The organism is Streptomyces sp. NPDC002138, assembly GCF_040296485.1.
GTDB lineage: Bacteria > Actinomycetota > Actinomycetes > Streptomycetales > Streptomycetaceae > Streptomyces.
In genome coordinates this window covers 14134-31550 of sequence record NZ_JBEOXE010000053.1, presented here as the reverse complement: position 1 = coordinate 31550, position 17417 = coordinate 14134, and the positions used below count along the sequence as shown (strand labels likewise).

The 17417-nt window shown below is 73.9% G+C and carries 11 protein-coding genes; 8 read left to right on the top strand and 3 right to left on the bottom strand.

Annotated features, from left to right (window positions below):
- Window positions 1-132: 132 nt before the first annotated feature.
- Window positions 133-978 (top strand): SDR family oxidoreductase, encoded by an 846-nt coding sequence (locus ABT084_RS28335; protein ID WP_351049644.1) that lies wholly within the window; start codon window positions 133-135, stop codon window positions 976-978.
- Window positions 979-1001: 23 nt separating this feature from the next.
- On the opposite strand, the gene ABT084_RS28330 is transcribed toward ABT084_RS28335, so the two are convergent.
- Complete coding sequence (locus tag ABT084_RS28330) at window positions 1002-2693, bottom strand: ABC transporter family substrate-binding protein (protein ID WP_351049641.1); 1692 nt, start codon at window positions 2691-2693, stop codon at window positions 1002-1004.
- A gap of 264 nt (window positions 2694-2957) precedes the next feature.
- Here ABT084_RS28330 and ABT084_RS28325 point away from each other — a divergent pair, with 264 nt between their 5' ends.
- Genes ABT084_RS28325 through ABT084_RS28315 form a run of 3 tightly spaced genes read left to right on the top strand, consistent with a single transcriptional unit; the run spans window position 2958 to window position 6983 of the window.
- Window positions 2958-3941 (top strand): ABC transporter permease, encoded by a 984-nt coding sequence (locus ABT084_RS28325; protein WP_351049638.1) that lies wholly within the window; start codon window positions 2958-2960, stop codon window positions 3939-3941.
- 31 nt (window positions 3942-3972) lie between these two features.
- Entirely contained in the window at window positions 3973-4920 is a 948-nt protein-coding gene (locus ABT084_RS28320; RefSeq protein WP_351049636.1) for an ABC transporter permease, read from the top strand.
- Window positions 4917-6983: a dipeptide ABC transporter ATP-binding protein gene (locus ABT084_RS28315; RefSeq protein WP_351049633.1), complete on the top strand. Its 2067-nt coding sequence runs from the start codon at window positions 4917-4919 to the stop codon at window positions 6981-6983. The genes ABT084_RS28320 and ABT084_RS28315 overlap by 4 nt, the downstream gene beginning before the upstream one ends.
- Before the next feature lie 7 nt (window positions 6984-6990).
- On the opposite strand, the gene ABT084_RS28310 is transcribed toward ABT084_RS28315, so the two are convergent.
- Window positions 6991-8838, bottom strand: a complete 1848-nt coding sequence (locus ABT084_RS28310) for a serine/threonine-protein kinase (RefSeq protein ID WP_351049631.1) — start codon at window positions 8836-8838, stop codon at window positions 6991-6993.
- A gap of 183 nt (window positions 8839-9021) precedes the next feature.
- Between ABT084_RS28310 and ABT084_RS28305 the strand changes: the two genes are divergently transcribed.
- The 4 genes from ABT084_RS28305 to ABT084_RS28290 all read left to right on the top strand — a co-directional run bounded on the left by ABT084_RS28305 (window position 9022) and on the right by ABT084_RS28290 (window position 13660).
- A complete protein-coding gene (locus tag ABT084_RS28305) occupies window positions 9022-9960 on the top strand; it encodes a GDSL-type esterase/lipase family protein (protein ID WP_351049628.1) in 939 nt (312 codons plus the stop codon).
- A gap of 66 nt (window positions 9961-10026) precedes the next feature.
- A complete protein-coding gene (locus tag ABT084_RS28300) occupies window positions 10027-11643 on the top strand; it encodes an outer membrane protein assembly factor BamB family protein (protein WP_351049625.1) in 1617 nt (538 codons plus the stop codon).
- Window positions 11644-11912: 269 nt separating this feature from the next.
- Window positions 11913-12809, top strand: a complete 897-nt coding sequence (locus ABT084_RS28295) for a DUF8017 domain-containing protein (protein WP_351049623.1) — start codon at window positions 11913-11915, stop codon at window positions 12807-12809.
- A 242-nt stretch (window positions 12810-13051) separates the two neighbouring features.
- Window positions 13052-13660 (top strand): response regulator transcription factor, encoded by a 609-nt coding sequence (locus tag ABT084_RS28290; protein WP_351049620.1) that lies wholly within the window; start codon window positions 13052-13054, stop codon window positions 13658-13660.
- Between the two features lie 20 nt (window positions 13661-13680).
- On the opposite strand, the gene ABT084_RS28285 is transcribed toward ABT084_RS28290, so the two are convergent.
- Window positions 13681-17349: an ATP-binding cassette domain-containing protein gene (locus tag ABT084_RS28285; protein ID WP_351049617.1), complete on the bottom strand. Its 3669-nt coding sequence runs from the start codon at window positions 17347-17349 to the stop codon at window positions 13681-13683.
- Window positions 17350-17417: the final 68 nt, after the last annotated feature.

Here is a 17417-nt window from a genome sequence, read left to right as displayed (position 1 = left end):
CGCGGCGGCGGGCGGCGTGCGGGGGCCGGGGGTTCGCGCCCCCGCGCTCCCGTGCGCCGATACCGGGGGCTGTGCGGCCCGGGCGGGACGCGGTGACCATGGCGGCCGGTGTGGACGTCGAAGGGGGATCCGATGGAGCGTCGTTGGCTGGTGACGGGGTGTTCCTCGGGGCTGGGACGGGCGGTGGCCACGGCCGCGGCCCGCGCCGGCGACCGGGTGGCGGTGACCGCCCGCAAGGCCGCGGCCCTGGAGGAGCTGGTCCGGGCCTGGCCCGGGCGGGTCACGCCGGTCGAACTGGAGCTGCGCGACGCCGACCAGTGCGAGCGGGCCGTCCGTACCGCCGTGGAGCGCATGGGCGGGATCGACGTCCTCGTCAACAACGCGGGCAGCGGCCTCTTCGGCACGGTCGAGGAGGTCGGCGACGCCGAGCTGCGCGACCAGCTGGAGACCCTGCTGGTCGGACCCTGGCGCCTGACGCGCCTGGTCCTGCCGCTGATGAGAGCCCAGGGCCACGGCCATGTCGTCAACGTCTCCTCGCTCGGCGGCCGCATGGCCTTCCCCGGGCTGGCGTCCTACGTCGCGGGCAAGTACGCCCTGGAGGGCATGAGCCAGGCGCTGGCCGCGGAGGTCGCCCCCTTCGGCGTACGGGTCACGGTCGCCGAGCCCGGCGTCTTCGCCACCCGGTACGGGGCCTCGCTCGCGGAGGCGGCGCACCGCCTCCCGGTCTACGCGGAGGCGACCGGCGAGATGCTCGACGGGTTCCGGGGGATGGAGGACAACCAGGAGTACGGGAGACCGGAGGACTTCGCCGACACCGTGCTGGCGCTCGTCGCCTCCGAGGCGGCCACTCCGCTGCGCGTCCCGATCGGGGAGGACGCCTTCGCGTACCTGGAGGTGGCCGAGGAGGCGGCCCGGGAAGAGTTCGCGGCGGCCCGTGCCCTGGTCGGGCCCGGGCCGCTGCCGCCGCCGGCCGGCTGAACCGCCGGGCCGCCCCGCCCGGGTCAGTTCTGCCAGCCCACCTTCGTGTAGTCGACGTCCGCGAGGCCGCCCGCGCCGAAGTTGGCGAGGCCCTTGCGGTCCGCGGTGATCTCGGGGCGCTGGTACAGCTCGATGGAGTGGCCCAGCTTGTAGATCTCGGCGTCGGCCTCGTTGTAGAGCCGCAGGGCCTCGGCGCGGTCCGTGGTCTGGCCGGCCTTCTTCAGCAGCTCGTCGATCCGGGGGCTGCCGACCGAACCGAAGTTCTGGAAGAGGTTGTTGCCCTGCGGCTGCTGGAAGACCGGGATGAGCTTCGAGGTGTAGGCCTCGTCGACGTTGCGGAAGCTGACGAGGTCGAAGTTCCCGGTGTTGACGAACTTGCTGAAGTAGTCGTTCGCCGGGACCTTCTTGATGTCGACCTTGACGCCCACGGCGCTCAACTGCTGCTGCACCAGCTGGGCCTGGTCCTCCTGTGCGGAGGAACCGCCCGCGCTGAGCGTGTAGTCCAGGGTCAGCTCCTTGCCGTCCTTGGTCCGCGGCTTGCCCTGGCCCGCGTCCTTCCAGCCGGCCTCGTCGAGGAGCTTGGCCGCCTTCGCCGGGTCGTAGGCGTCGAACTCGCTGGAGTTGTCCTTGTAGCCCGCCTGGTTCGGCATGAAGAAGTGGTTGTTCAGCGGCTTCAGTTCGAAGGAGAGGTCCTTGGCGAAGCTGGCGTTGATGCCCTTGCGGTCGATGGCCGCCTGGAGCGCGTTGCGCACCTTGACGTCCTGGAGCGGGCCGCGCGCGGCGTTGAGGGTGATGTGCACCTCGTCCCAGCGCGCGCCGCGCCGGATGTCCGTCGCGGGGTCCTTGACCAGCCGCTTGTAGTCCTCGGGCAGCAGCGCGGGCGCCTCGTCCAGCTCCTTGTTGAGGAAGGCCTCGGTGCGCGCGGAGCGGTCCAGGACGCGGTAGACGAGCGAGTCCAGCTTGGGCTTGTCCCCCCACCACTGCGGGTCGGGGACCAGCGTGATGGTCTGCGCGGTCTTGTCGTAGGTACCGACCTTGAAGGCGCCCGAGGTGACCGGTGCCTTCTCCGCCCAGCCCTTGTTGAACTTCTCGGGGGTGTCGGTATAGGCGGCCGGGTACAGCGGGTCGAAGAGCCGCTGCCAGTCGGCGTACGGCGTGGTGAAGGTGACCTTCACCCCGTGCTCGTCGGCGCCCTGCTCGACCTTCGCGATCTGGTCGTAGCCGGAGGTGTCGGCGGCCTCGTAGGCCTTGTCCGAGCCGTTCAGCGCCTTCCACTGCGCCTCGAAGTCCTTCCAGCCCAGCGGTGTTCCGTCGGACCAGTGCGCCTTCGGGTTGAGCTGGTACTCGATCACCTGAGGGCTGGTCGAGACGACCTTCGCCGAGGCCAGGAAGGCGGGGTTCGGCTGACCGACCCCCTTCGCGTCCGCGTAGAAGAGGTGCGGCAGGACGGCCCTGGCGATCTCCGCGCCGTCGCCCTGCTGCCCGTCCACCTGGTTGATGTTGTACTGGGTGATCCACTGGTCGATGGCGATCCTCAGCGAGCCGCCCTGTTTGAGGGCGCTCACCGGCTGTGCGTTGATGTTCTGTCCGTCGACGGCGGGCGCCGCCTCCTTCTTCGCCGATGCGTCGTCGTCCGCGCCGGAGGAGTCGCAGGCGGACACCAGCAGGGTGGCCGACAGGGCTGCTGCTAGGGCGACGACCGTGGTTCTGCGCATCGGACACTTCCTCCGGTTGTGGGCGGCCTGTGCGGGACCGCAGGCTGGGCCGACCGTAGGAGATCTTGCGCTCCGCGGGGAGGCCTGCTGGAATCCCGATATGTTTTCTTAGCATGTCCGCAACAAACAGCGGTCAAGCTGTGTCAACAAGCCGACTAATTCGCCAGGTTGACCTGCCGCGGCCGTGATCCCCGGGCCACCTCCGGGTGTCGCGTTGTCCTGACGATCCCCCGTGGATCACGAGCACATGCGGAGGTTCACCCCGTGGCCGCCTACCTGGCCAAGCGGCTCGGCTACTACGCCGTGCTGCTGCTGGCCGCCGTCTGCCTCTCGTACCTGCTCGCCTCCTACGCCCTCGACCCGCGGGCGTACTACGAGGGCCGGCAGCCCCCTCTGTCACCCGTCTCGGTGGACCACCACCTCACCGCGCTCGGCGTCAACGACCACACCCCGCTGGTCTCCCGCTTCGCGGCCTGGGCCGGACACGCCCTGCGCGGCGACCTCGGGCAGACCATCGACGGGACCTCGGTGGGCGCCGAGTTCGGGCGGCGGATCGGCGTCAGCCTGCGGCTGCTGCTCTTCGGTACGATCGCCGGGACCGTGATCGGCGTGCTCATCGGGGCCTGGACGGCCGTGCGCCAGTACCGCCTGTCCGACCGGATGGTGACGCTCACCTCCTTCGTGCTGCTCTCGACTCCCGTGTTCCTCCTGGCCGTTCTGCTCAAGATCGGCGCGATCTGGTTCAACACGAGGACCGGCACCGACGTCATCCAGTTCACCGGCGAGAAGACCCCCGGTGTCGAGTCGGGCTTCTGGGCGGTGTTCAAGGACCGGGGCGTCCACCTGCTGCTGCCCACCATCTCCATCGGGCTCGGCGCGATCGCCGGCTACAGCCGCTACCAGCGCTCCACCATGCTGGACGTGCTCGGATCGGACTACCTGCGCACCGCCGCCGCCAAGGGCCTCAGCCGCCGCCGGGTGCTGCTCACACACGGCCTGCGGACCGCGCTGATCCCCATGTCGACGTACTTCAGCTACGGATTCCTGGCCCTGTTCACCGGCGCCACCTTCACCGAGACGATCTTCGGCTGGCACGGCATGGGCGAATGGTTCATCTCCTCCATCGGCAAGAACGACGTCAACTCGGTCGTCGCCGTCAACGTGTTCGCCGCCGTGACGGTGCTCCTGTCCGGCTTCCTCGCGGATGTGCTGCACGCCGCGCTCGACCCGCGCATCCGCCACGCCTGACCCAGACGCCTGATCCAGGAGATCGCCGACCATGACCGCCGTCATCGAGAGCAGCGTCCCGGGCACGCCGGGCGTCGCCCGCCCCGCCGGGCGCACCACCGTCGTACTGCGCCGCTTCCTGCACAACCGCAGCGCGCTCGGGGGCGCCGCCGTCCTGCTGCTCCTCTTCCTGCTCGCCTTCGCCGGGCCGCTCGTCAGCCCGTGGGACTACAGCCACATCGACTACACCGCGCTGCGGTCCGCGCCGGGTGCCGACCACTGGTGGGGCACCAACCGGATCGGCCAGGACGTCTTCGCGCAGACCGTCCGAGGGCTCCAGAAATCCTTGATCATCGGGCTGCTCGTGGCACTGTTCTCGACGGTCCTCGCCTCCCTGGTCGGCGCCTGCGCCGGATACTTCGGCGGCTGGCCGGACCGGCTGCTGATGTTCTTCGTGGACCTGCTGCTCGTCTTCCCGTCGTTCCTGATCATCGCGATCGTCTCGCCGCGGCTGCGCGGCGGCGGCTGGGTCGCCTTCGTCGCGCTGCTCGCCGTGTTCGGCTGGATGATCACGGCGCGGGTGGTGCGGTCGATGACGCTGTCGCTCAAGGAGCGGGAGTTCGTCAAGGCGGCCGTGTACATGGGCGTGGGGCCGCTGCGGATCATCTGGCGGCACATCCTGCCCAACATCGCCTCGTTCCTCATCATCGACGCGACGATCGCCGTCGGCGGCGCGGTGATGAGCGAGACCGCGCTCTCGTACTTCGGGTTCGGCGTCCAGGCGCCGGACGTCTCGCTCGGCACGCTGATCGCGAGCACCACGGGGGCGGCGGTCACCTACCCGTGGATGTTCTTCTTCGCCGCCGGGCTGCTGATCGTGTTCGTCCTCGCGGTGAACCTGGTGGGGGACGGGCTGCGGGACGCGCTCGACCCGACGTCGACGCGGTCGAAGCGCACCCCCGGGCCCGCCCGCACCGGAGCGAAGGGAGTCGGCCGATGAGTGCGACCGGCGCGGTGCTGTCCGTCACGGACCTGGAAGTCGACTTCGACGGCGTCCCCGCCGTGCGCGGGGTGAGCTTCTCCCTCGCCCGCGGCGAAGTCCTGGGCCTGGTCGGGGAGTCGGGCTCGGGCAAGTCCGCGACCGCGCTCGCGATGCTCGGCCTCCTCCCCGCCAACGCCGCCGTACGGGGCTCGGTCCGGCTCGGTCCGACCGAGCTGGTCGGCGCTTCGGACACCGCGCTCACGGCGGTGCGCGGGCAGCGCATCGGGATGGTGTTCCAGGACCCGCTGTCCGCCTTCACCCCGGTGTACCGGATCGGCGACCAGATCGCGGAGGCGGTCCGCGCCCACCAGGACGTCTCGCGGGACCGCGCCCGGGCGCGCGCGGTGGAACTCCTCGACCTGGTCGGCATACCCGAACCGGCCCTGCGCGCCCAGGCGTTCCCGCACGAGTTCTCGGGCGGGATGCGGCAGCGCGCCATGATCGCGATGGCCATGGCCAACGACCCGGACGTCCTGCTCGCCGACGAGCCGACCACGGCCCTGGACGTCACCATCCAGGCGCAGATCCTCGACGTGCTGCGCACGGCCCAGCGCGAGACCGGGGCGGCGCTGGTCCTGGTCAGCCACGACCTCGGGGTCATCGCGGGCACGGCGGACCGGGTCGCGGTCATGTACGCGGGGCGCATCGTCGAGACGGGCACGGCCTCCGAGGTGTTCGGGCGCCCCTCGATGCCCTACACGATGGGGCTGATCGGGGCGGTGCCCCGGCTCGACGGGGGCGGCGGCGCGCTCGTCCCCATCCCCGGATCGCCGCCCGCGGCGGGGCAGGCGGGGCCGGGATGCGCCTTCGCGCCGCGCTGCCCGATGGCCCAGGACCGCTGCGCGCAGAGCGACCCGGGCCTCGCGCCCGTGGCGCCGGACGGCCCTGCGGAGGGCGCGGAGCACCTCGCCGCGTGCCTCCGTGCCGGTGAGATCGTGGACAAGGGGCTCGGCGTGCTCGACGTCTACCCCGTGCCCGAGATCCCGCCGGCGCCCGAGCGCGCCACCGGGGAAACGGTGCTCAAGGTGACCGGGCTCGTCAAGACGTTCCCCGTGCTCAAGGGGAGCGCCTTCAAGCGGCGGATCGGGACGGTGCACGCCGTCGACGGGGTCGACCTCGCCATCCGCGGCGGGGAGACACTCGCGCTGGTGGGGGAGTCGGGCTCGGGGAAGTCCACCACCCTCTTCGAACTCCTCCACCTCGCCCGGCCCGAGGGCGGCGAGATCGAGCTGTTCGGAAAGTCCTCGGCCACGCTGACCAAGGCCGAGCGACGGGCCCTGCGCGGCCAGGTGCAGATCGTCTTCCAGGACCCGATGGCCAGCCTCGACCCCCGCATGCCGGTCGGTGACATCATCGCCGAACCGCTCCGCGCACAAGGGACGGACCGGGTGAGCGCCGCCCGGCGGGTGCCCGAACTCCTCGACCAGGTCGGGCTCGACCGGGGCGCCGCCGAACGCTTCCCGCACGAGTTCTCCGGCGGACAGCGCCAGCGCATCGGGATCGCCCGGGCGCTCTCCGTGCGGCCGAAGCTGCTGGTGCTCGACGAGCCCGTCTCCGCGCTCGACGTGTCCGTCCAGGCCGGGGTCCTGAACCTGCTGCGGCGGCTCAAGTCGGAGCTGGGGCTCGCCTACCTCTTCGTCTCGCACGACCTGTCCGTCGTACGGCACATCGCCGACCGGGTCAGCGTCGTCTACCTCGGGCGGACCGTCGAGGCCGGGGCCGTCCGGGACGTCTTCGAGCGCCCCCGCCACCCGTACACCCAGGCGCTGCTGTCCGCGGTGCCGCTGCCCGACCCGGAACGCGAGCGCGAGCGGCAGCGCGACCGGATCCTGCTGGCGGGCGACCCGCCGAGCCCCACCCGGCGCTACGAGGGCTGCCGGTTCAGGGGCCGGTGCCCGGTGTACGCGGGGCTGGACCCGGATCGGCGCGCGCGCTGCGAGACGGAGGTCCCGGAGCCGACCGCGCACGCGGCCGACCACGTGGCCTCCTGCCACTTCCCGACGGTGCGGGAAGTGGTCTAGGGGGTGTCTACGTCTGGCGCGTCCAGCGCTGGGCCGCCGTCCCCGCGCACGTGCTCGTGTTCAGGCCGCCGGCCATCCCGAGGTCGAGGCAGCCGCCGCCGTACTCCGCGCGCAGGCTGCCGCCCGAGCCCGTACGCCACCGGGCGGCGCCCTGCCCGCAATCGCCCACGAAGACGGCCTGGTTGAGGCCGTTGGAGTACAGGCAGCCGCCGCTCTGCCGGTTGACGAGCTGGAAACCGCCGTCCGAGGTGCTGCGTACGGTCCACTTCGCCGAGGCGTCCGAGCACTCGCCGGAGTCCGACGAGCCGTACACCTGGGTGATGCACGAGCCGTCGTTGCCGTTCTTGAACCGGTAGGTCCCGGCGGCCGGGGGCGCGGAGGAGGCGCCGCCGCCCTGGCCGTTCGCGGCGCCGCCCGCGCCCCCGGCGGGGGTGCTCGCGGTGCCCGGAGCGGGACCGGCGCCCGCGCCGCCGGGGGTCTGGGACGAGGCCGCGGGGGCGCCCGTCCGGGCACCGCCCTTGCCGTCCGCCCCCGGGGTGCCCGCGGCCGGGGACTGCCCGGGACCCGGTGACACGGGAGCCGACGGGGAGCCGCTCGCCGTCGTACCGCCCGGTTGGCCGCCGGCTGGCACGGAGACCGAGACCGCAGGACCGCCCTGGACGCCCCCCGGCGGCGAGAACGCGAACGGCAGGTACTGGATGGCCAGGGTCGTCCCGCCCGCGACCATGACGACGGGGACCACGGCCAGCACGATCCGGGTGCGGCGGCGCCGCTCGGGCCGCTCGGACCGGCGCGCGTCGGAGGTGGCCACGGAGGCGGCCTTCGCGTCCTCGTGCGGGACGGGAACGCCGTCCGCGCCCGTGGCGGGGACCCCGCCCGCGTCCGCGGCCCGCTCCGGCTGCTGACCGGTGAGCGGCAGCGTCGGTACGTCGATCCGCTGGACGTCGGCGGCGAAGGCGGCCCGCTCGGCGAGGCACGCGGTGATGGCCGCCGGCCACAGCGGGGCGGCGAACGGCCCACGGCGCGCCGCGCGTTCCTGGAGTTCGGCGGCGGTGGGGCGGCCCTCGTGGTCCTTGTCGAGGCAGGCTTCGACGAGTTCGGCGAGCTCCGGATCCAGCGCGCGCAACGGGCCCAGTTCTGGCTGCTCGTGGACGATGCGGTACAGCACGCCGTGCCCCGACTCCTCGCCGAACGGGGGCCGGCCCGAGGCCGCGTACGCGATGACCGAGCCCAGCGCGAACACATCCGTGGCACCGCTGACCTGGCGTTTGCCGGAAGCCTGCTCGGGCGCCATGTAGGCGGGCGTGCCCACGACCATGCCCGTCCGGGTCAGCTGGCTCTGTTCGGCGGCGCGGGCGATGCCGAAGTCGATGAGGGTCAGACCCTCCGGCGTCAGCATGACGTTGGAGGGCTTCAGGTCCCGGTGGACCATCCCGAGCCCGTGCACCGCGGCCAGGCCCGCCGCGGCCTCGCGCAGCAGGAGCCACAGCGCGTCCGCGGGAAGCGGCCCGCCGTGCAGCTCGAGGGCCTTGGCCAGGGTGAGTCCCGGGATGTAGGCGGTGGCGAACCACGGCGGCCGCGCACCGCGGTCACTCGCCAGCAACGGCGCGGTGGCCCGGTCGGGCAGCTTGGAGAGGTTGTCCAGCTCGTGCCCGAACCGGCGCAGGAAGTCCGCGTCCTCCCCGACGACGGAGGCGAGCAGCTGCTTGACGGCGACGTACCGCCCCTCGTGGACCCCGAGGTACACCCGCCCCATGCCACCGGCCCCGAGCCGGCCCGCCAGCGCGATCGTCCCGATCCGCCGCGGATCCTCAGCCTCCAGCGGCCCGGCCCCGCTCCCGCTCAGCTCTAACACGTCAGCCCCGTCAGAATTGGAATCAGATTTTAGAAATCTACCTGAGGGGCCCCAACCGCCAATACGTCAGGGGTGGTTGTCCGGCAGCCCGCCGACGGACGTCCGGGTCGTCCCCCTTCGGCCCGGTTCGCCGGGCCGTTAGGGTGGGCGTGATCATCCCCGCACGGAAGGCCACCCGGCTCAGTGACCGCATCGCGTCCCCACACCCTGTTCTCCTTCGGCACGCTGAAGGACGAGCGCGTGCAGACCGCCCTCTTCGGCCGGCCCGTGCCCACCGCACCGGCCGCGCTGGCAGGTCACACGACCCGGCCGCTGCCCATCACCGACCCGGCCGTGATCGCCGCCAGCGGACTCGACGTACACCTGACCCTGGAGCGCGAGATCGGCGCCACGGTCGAGGGCGTCGTCCTGTGCCTCACCGACCAGGACCTCGCCGCGGCCGACGCGTACGAGGTGGACGACTATGCCCGTCGGCGGGTGCTGCTGACCTCCGGCGAGAGCACCTGGGCGTACCTGGACGCGAAGCCGCTGCGCGCCGCGCAGCGCATCGTGATCGTGGGCGACAGCATCGCCTACGGGCGCTGCGATCCGAGCGGTGGCTGGGCGGGCCGCCTGGCGGCCGCCCACATCGCGCTCGACGAGTCCGGGCACCGGGTCTTCAACCTCGCCGTCCCCGGCAGCACCCTGGCCGACGTCAGCGAGCAGACGCCCGCGCTGCTGGCCGCCCGCAGGCCCGACACCCTGCTCGTCGCCGCCGGCGTCAACGACTCCGCCGTGCCGGTCGTCGTCCCCGGAGACCACCGTGACGGGCTGGCGCGGATCGCGGAGCACCTCGGTGCGCTGGCGGCCACCGCCCTCGGCCACAACGCGCGGCTCGTCGTGGCGGGACCGGTCTGGCTCGACGAGGAACGCACCGCCGACTACGAGGGCCTGCGGTTCACCCGGGAGCGCGCGCAGGCCCTGCGCGCGTCGGCGCGGGCCTGGTGCGAGGAGAACCATGTCGACTTCCTCGACCTGTGGGAGCCGCTGCGCGGGAGCGGAGAACTGTTCACCGACGGTCTGCACCCCACCCCCGAGGGGCACCGGGTGCTCCACCGGCACCTCGCCGCTCTCGGCCGCTGAGCCGCCGCGGCGGATACGGCCGGGGGTGCCCTGGTTCGTGAGAACCTCACGGGCCACACTCTTCCCATGAGCAGCCACGAGCCCGGCGGACCGCCGCAGCCCCCGCACGGACCGGTTCCGGGGAACCCCTACGCGCAGCCGCAGCCGCAGCCGACCCAGCAGCCACAAACGCAGCCGGGATACGGGCAGTTCGGCGGCCCCCCGCCCCCCGCGCCCGGTGGCGGCCGGCCAAGCCGTTTCGCGGGCAGGCGGCCCGTCGTGGTGATCGGGGCCCTGATCGTGGCCCTGTTGGCGATCGGTGGCGGGGTGTACGCAGTGACCGGTGGCGGTGACGACAAGCCGGTGAAGCCCATCGCCGACGACGGGCCGTCGCAGCCGTCCGGTACCCCCACCGTGGACAAGGGCGACGGCAAGGGCCCGGGCGGCGGCCCGGAGCCCTACGACCCCAACGCCGGTATCAAGCCCGGTGAGGCGCGGGTGTGGCTGCGTGACAACCAGACCCAGCTGGCGGGTTCGGGGGCCGAGCAGTTCGGCCCTTGGCGGGTCGGCGACGTCGTGGTCAAGGCGATGAGGAAGGAAGTCGTCGGATACGCGGTGGCCGACGGCCAGGAGAAGTGGAAGGTCGCGCTGGCGACTCCGCTGTGCGGGGCCCCGCACGCCCCCACCGCCACCGGGAAGCTGGTCGTCGGCCTCCTGGAGAGCGACGCCGAGAAGGCGCAGTGCACGCAGCTCCAGCAGATCGACCTCACGACCGGCCAGGCGGGCTGGAAGGTACCGGTGCCGAAGGAGAACGCCTTCGACACCACCAACGAGTACCAGATGGCGATCACGGGTGACACGGTCGCGGTCGCCCGGTCGGCGAACGCGAGCGCCTTCTCGGTAACGGACGGGCACAAGCTCTTCGGAACCCTCAAGGCGGAGGGGTGTTACCCGACGGCTTTCGGTGGGGGCTCCAAGCTGATCGTCATCCGCAGTTGTCCCGATCCGAAGGGCGGCTCGGGTTCGATCGGCATGGTCCAACAGGCCGACCCGGCCACGGGCGAGCCCAAGTGGAGCCACAAGTTCGAGGCGGGCTGGACGATCGGCCGCGTCCTCTCCGTGGATCCGCTGGTCGTCGCCGCCTACCACTCCGACAAGGGGGCCTGGAGCCTCACGGCCTTCACCGCGGACGGCGCGGTCCGTTCGCAGAGCGAGCAGAACTTCGGCGTCACCGGCCGGTGCAACGGCTTCGGCACCCCCGACGGCCTGCAGGAATGCCCGGGCGTCGCGGCCGACGCCGACACGATCTACATGGCGGGGGGCAAGACCGGCTCCACGCTCGGCCTCGACGACACCGACGAGGTCATCGCCGTCGACCTCAACACCGGTAAGGAGAAGTGGCACGCCGCGACGCCCGACAAGGGCCGCACGATGTGGCCCCTGGCCGTCGAGGACGGCAAGGCCGTCGTCTACATCGAGGACGGCGCCGGCCACTCGGGAGCGATGGCGACGCTCGCGCCGACGGGCGGCGCGCCGCAGGTGTTCCTGCAGAGCCCGGCGGCCGCGCGCGGTCCCGAATCCGTCTTCTACGCCCACGGCGTGCACCCGCTCTGGGCGGGAGGCCGGCTCTTCCTGCTCAACGGCCGGGTGCAGGGCCCGGAGCCGGGCAAGGTGGACCACGCGATCCTGTCGTTCGGCAAGTAGGCCAAGTAGGCATCGGGCCCCGCGGCCCGCGCCAACGCCCCGCCCTGGCCGGAATTCTCGCTCCGCCCGGGCGGGGCCGGACCTGCTGTGGTCAGTGGGGCGGCGCACGCCTATCGTTACTCGCCATGTGGCCAGGAGAGCAGACGCCCGGGGGCGAGCAGGACCCTCACCAGCAGTTTCACAACCCCTATCGGGACCCCCCGGTTCCGCATGTCCCCTCGCCCCCGCCCGCCTCGCCGCCGCCCGCCGAACCCCCGCAGCCGCCCACCGTGCCGTCGGCCCTGCCGTACGCGCCGGGCGGTCCGTTCATGACCCCGCAGCAGTCACCGGTGCCGCGGCCGCCGGACGTCAAGCGCGCGCGGACGACCGCCGTCATCGTCCTGTGCGCCGCGGTTGTCGTGGTGGCGGCGGCCACGGTCACCGCGGTGGCCCTGCTGGGGGACGACGGGACCGGCGACAAGGCGGCTGACGACAAGAACGTGTCCCCGTCCGCCTCCGCCCCCGCCTCGCCGTCGGGTTCCGCCTCGGAGTCGCCCTCCGGTGCCGCCGCCGTGCCGCCGACGATCAAGGGCTGGAAGGCGGTCGTCAACCCCGAACGCGGCACGGCCTTCGACGTACCGCCGGAATGGGAGGTCGCGGAGCCCACCGTCTTCAGCGGCTACTCGGACGACACGGACCCGGACAAGATCCTCATCGGGCACACGGCGCCCGCCTTCTACAAGTCGAAGTGGTGCAGCCTCGACGGGAACGGCGACGGCAGGATCGACGACTACAAGCTCGGCGCCACCGGAACCAAGGGCGCCCAGGGCGCCAAGGACACCCGTGAGGTCGCCGAGAAGATGGCGCCGACCTGGGTCTACTCCGCGTACACCCAACCGGACAAGAGCCTCGTCAAGTGGGACAAGGCGGTGGATTACACCACCAAGTCCGGCGTCAAGGGCAGTTACGTCAAGGCGCACTCGCAGGGAGCGCCGAAACCCAACAAGTGCGCGGGCGACGGCCAGGCGATCGTCTTCGGGTTCAAGAACTCCAAGGGCGACCTCGTGGCCTGGGACTTCTACGGCAGGACGGGCGTGCCGGGCGCCGTCACGGACGACCTGATCATGCGGATCCTGAGCACGGTCCGGCTGACGGCCGTCACCGCCGACCCGGACGAGACCCCCTGACCCTGCCGTCACAGCCCGCGGAAGGGCCGAGGGGCGGGATTCGGCCGTATCCGGAAGACGGGGCGGGGCGGTCGGAGGTGAGCGGTCAGCACAGAGGCGTGCGGGAGCACCCGGGAGGCGCCCGTTTACGGCCATGCGCCCCCGCACGCCCCCAGAGGTGACGTTCCGCCAGGGCGGTACCGGGGCAGCCGGAAGGTGCTGATTGGTCTTCACCCGAACCGCCCGTCCCCTGGAGCATCCTGATGACGAAGGTCCTCGTCCTGCACAGCGTCAGCCTCGTCGGATCCGCCCTGGCCGCCCTGTTGAGATCAGAGGGCCAGTTCGACGTCACGTCGGCGGGGTGGAGGACGGCGGCGCGCCGTGCCGAGTCCTTACGACCAGACGTGGCCGTCGTGGACATCGACTGTCCGGGTGCCACGGCCGTCCTCGCGGGGGAGGGGGGCGCCGACCGCAAGGTCCTCGACCCGCCGACCCCCCTGCTCGTCCTGGCCACGGCCGGGACCCCCGGCCGGCTCGGCCGCGCGTTCCAGGCGAAGGCCCTCGGCTACGTCGACAAGGACGGCTCGCCCGGCCAGCTCGTCCGCGCCGTCCGCAAGGTCGCCGCGGGCGAGCGCTTCATCGACGCCTCGCTCGCCTCGGCCTTCCTGGAGGCCGACCCGGTGCCGCTCAGCCCGCGCGAACTGAGCGTCCTGGCCCGCGCCGCCGAAGGGGACTCGATCGCCGAGATCGCCCGCGCCCTGCACCTGGCCAGCGGCACCGTCCGCAACTACATGGCGGCCGTGACCCGCAAGACCGGCGCCCGCAACCGCATCGACGCCATACGCATATCCCGCAGCGCGGGGTGGGTGTAGCCCTCGGCCGCCCGGGCGGCTCAGCGTGACCTGACCGCGCCGTCCTCCGCGTCCCACATCCCCACGAGGTCCCGGTACAAGGCCGACCGTGCCGGGAGTTCCGCGTGCGTGCCGCACACTGCCCGGGTGCCGTCCAGGACGAGCACCCGGTCGGCCCGGGCGGCCGAGGAGATCCGGTGGGCGACCACCACCAGTGTGCCCGGGCGGGCCGCGAGGGCCCGCTCGGCGCGGTCCTCGGTCTCCGCATCCAGATGGCACGTCGCCTCGTCGAGCAGGAGCAGCGGGGCGGGGGAGAGGTGGGCCGCGGCGAGCGCGAGCAACTGCCGCTCGCCCTGCGAGAGCCGGGCCGGATCCAGCACCGCGTCCGGGCCCCCGAGGCGCTCGAGGAGCGGCTCCAGCCCGAGGGCGGCCACCACCGCCTCCAGCCGGGCCGGTGGCACGCTTCCCGGGCACAGGTGGGTCAGGTTCTCGCGCACCGTGCCGGTGAACACGTACGCCTGCTGCGGCAGGAGCGTCCGCCGGGGGTCCGGCCCCTCCGGCGCGCCGGGCCGCCGGGCGGGCGCTCCGGCCACCAGGACCGCGCCCCGGTCGGGCCGCAGCAGACCCGCCAGCAGGGCGGTGAGCGTGGACTTGCCGATGCCGCTGGGCCCCACGACGGCGAGGTGTTCGCCGGGCCGGACGGTGAGGTCGAGGCCGTCCAGCACGGGGTGCGCGTGCGGCCCGTACGCGAAGGCGACGCCGCGGAACTCGGCGGCCGCGGCGCCGGCGCCGGTGGGCCGCCCGGCCGGAAGCGCGGCGGACGGGGGCGGCGCGGGTGCCGCGGGCCGCACCGGTTCGCAGAAGCGGTCCAGCACCACCAGCAGCCGGGTCCCCGCCGAACCCAGCGCGGCCATCAGGGTGTTGAGCGCCGGCAGCAGGGACTGGGTGAGGTACGTCAGTGCACCGGCCAGCGCGCCCGCCGTGACCCCGCGGCCGAGCAGCCAGGGCGCGGCCGCGAGCAGGGCGACGACGGGCGCCCGGCCCGCCACCCCGAGCGCCAGGGTCCGCATCGCCCCCCAGCGGGCGAGCCGTCCGGTCAGGCGCTCCTGCGCCGCGATCAGGGGCTCCACCCGGGCGGTCGCGGCCGCGCCGCCGCCACAGGCCACGATGTCGCGCAGGCCGGCCGCCACCTCGCCCACCCGCGCGGCGAGCGCCTCGTCCGTGTCCAGGGCGTCCCGCTGCACGGCCGCCATGGGGCGCAGCGTGGCCAGGAAGGCGGCCAGCCCGAGCAGCAGCGGGGGCACGGCGACGAGGAGCAGTACGGGCGCCAGCGCGGCCATGCCGAGCAGCGCGCCGACGGCGGTGAAGACGAACGAACGGGCGGTCAGGACCAGTCCGGCGAAGGAGTCGCGGGCCATCTCGGTCTGCTGGGTGAGCCGGGACACCGCGCTCGCGTCCGCAGGCCGCGCGGGATCGGCGACCGCCGCGCCCAGGGCGTGGCGCACGGCCCGGCGCACGAGGCCGTCCCGGAGGGGCTCGACGAGCTCCGCGAGGGCGGTGAACACCCCGCGCAGCGCGACGCCGCCGAGGAGCGCCCCGGCTCCCGCCGCCGCCAGCCAGGCGACCCCGGTCCCGGTCCGCCCGGTGAGGAACCCGTCGTCCAGGGCCCGGGCCACGCCGTACCCCCCGAGGAAGGTGTGCGCGGACTCCAGCAACGACCAGAGCGCGAGCGTGCCCAGCACCCGGGCCCGCCCCCGCAGGAACCGCCGCCCCTCTCCCCCGACCCGCCGCCAGACCCCGGCCCCGCGCCGGCCTTCGGGCCGGGGTGCGTCGGCGCCCGGATCCGGGGGCCGCGGCCCGTCCCCGGGATCCGGCAGGGGGGCCGCCACGGTCCCGGCTCCCTCGACCGGCCGGGAGCCGCCCGGGACCGGCCCGGTCCCGGGTTCCCGGTCCGTGGCCGGGCCGGGCAGGGCCCCGGCGCGCTCCGGCGGCGGGGCGAAGACGTCGCGGTAGGCCGGGTCCTGCCACAGGTCGGCATGGGTGCCGGCGGCCCGGACGCGGCCGCGCTCCAGCCAGACCACCTGGTCGGCCCGGGCCGCGGAGGAGATGCGGTGGGCGACGACGAGCCGGGTGCCGGGGCGGACCCGCTCGGCCAGGGCCCGTTCGACCTCGCGCGCGGTGAGCGTGTCCAGGCTGGAGGTCGCGTCGTCGAGCACCAGCAGCCGCCCCGCGCGCACGAACGCCCGCGCCAGGCCGAGGCGTTGGATCTCGCCCCCGGACATCGGGGCGTCCGCGAGGGGGGTGTCGTACCCGTCGGGCAGGCGGCGTACGAAGGCGTCCGCCCCCGCCGCCCGCGCCGCGGCCCGCACCTCCTCGCGCCCGGGCTCCGGAGCCGCGCCGAAGGCGATCGCCCCGGCGACGGTCCGCCCCGCCAGCGCGGGCCGGTCGAAGGCGTGGCCGACGTCCCGCCGCAGCGCCCGCGCGGACAGCTCCGCCAGCGGCACCCCGTCGAGCAGGACCCGCCCGGCGTCGGGGTCGGTCAGGCGTCCCGCCACCGCGGCGAGCAGCGTCTTTCCCGACCCGGACCGTCCCACCACGGCGACCGTCGTGCCGCCGCGCACGACGAGGTCGACGCCGTCCAGGACGGCCCGGCCCTCGCGTACCACGCGCACCCCGCGCAGCTCCAGGGCGCCCGGCCCCTCCGGCGGCAACTCCCGGGTGCCGTACGGCAGATGCGGCAGGGTGAAGAGGCCGGCCGTCCGCCGGGCCGCCGCCCGGCCCCGCACCACCGCGGCCAGTCGGCCGGTCACGGCGCCCACCCCGGCCGCGAGCCCGGCGTAGCGGACGGCGGCGAGGAGGGCTCCGACGCCCAGCGCCCCCGCCGCGAGCCGCATGCCGCCCACGCCGAGGACCACGTACAACAGGAGCGGCATGAGGGCCGACGTGCGGGCCGTGGTCCCGCCGTAGACCCGCCACATCCGCCGACCCTCGGTGCCGAGTGCGGGCAACTGGCGCAGGATCCGGGCACGTTCGCGCGGGAGGGTGCCGGCGGCGGCGATGGTCCGGGCGCCCGCGAGGGCTTCGACGAGGAGCCCCGCCATCGCCAGCTGGACCTGCTGGTACCGGCTCACGCTGGCCGTCGAATCGCGCGCGAACGACCGCAACAGCACGGCCAGCACAGGCAGTCCGGCCAGGAACGCGAGGCCGGTCCACACATCGATGACGAAGAGCGCGATCAGCCCCCCGAGGGGCGGCAGCACCGAGGCCACCCCGCCCGCGGCGGCCGCCGGAGCGGTCCCGGCCTCGGTGGCGTGCGCCGTCAGCCGGGCGGCGACGTCGCCGGGGGAGTGGCGCGCCGCGTGGTGCGGGGCGGTGCCCAGCAGCCGGGTCAGGCCCAGGCGCCGCAGCCAGGCGGTGGAGCGGCCGTTGACCCGCCCGGTCAGCCGCGTCACGGCCGCGTCCAGCAGGACTTCGGCGGCGATGACCAGCGCGCACCACAGCGTCCAGGCGGGCCCGCGGGGATCGCCGCGCAGCAGCAGGTCGAGGGTGTGGCCGAGGACGGCCGGTTCGGCGAGGGCCGCCACGGCGGCGCCGATCGAGCACACGCCGACGGCGGCGGTGCGGCCGGCGCTGTGGCGGGCCGCCGCCACCAGGGCCCGGTCGCCGCCGCGCGCGAGCGCCGCCTCGTCGGACACATCGGGCGAGGTCATCCGCACGGGCTCCACGGGACGGGGGAAAAGGGGTGCGGGCCCGGGCGGTGAAAACCGCCCGGGCCCGA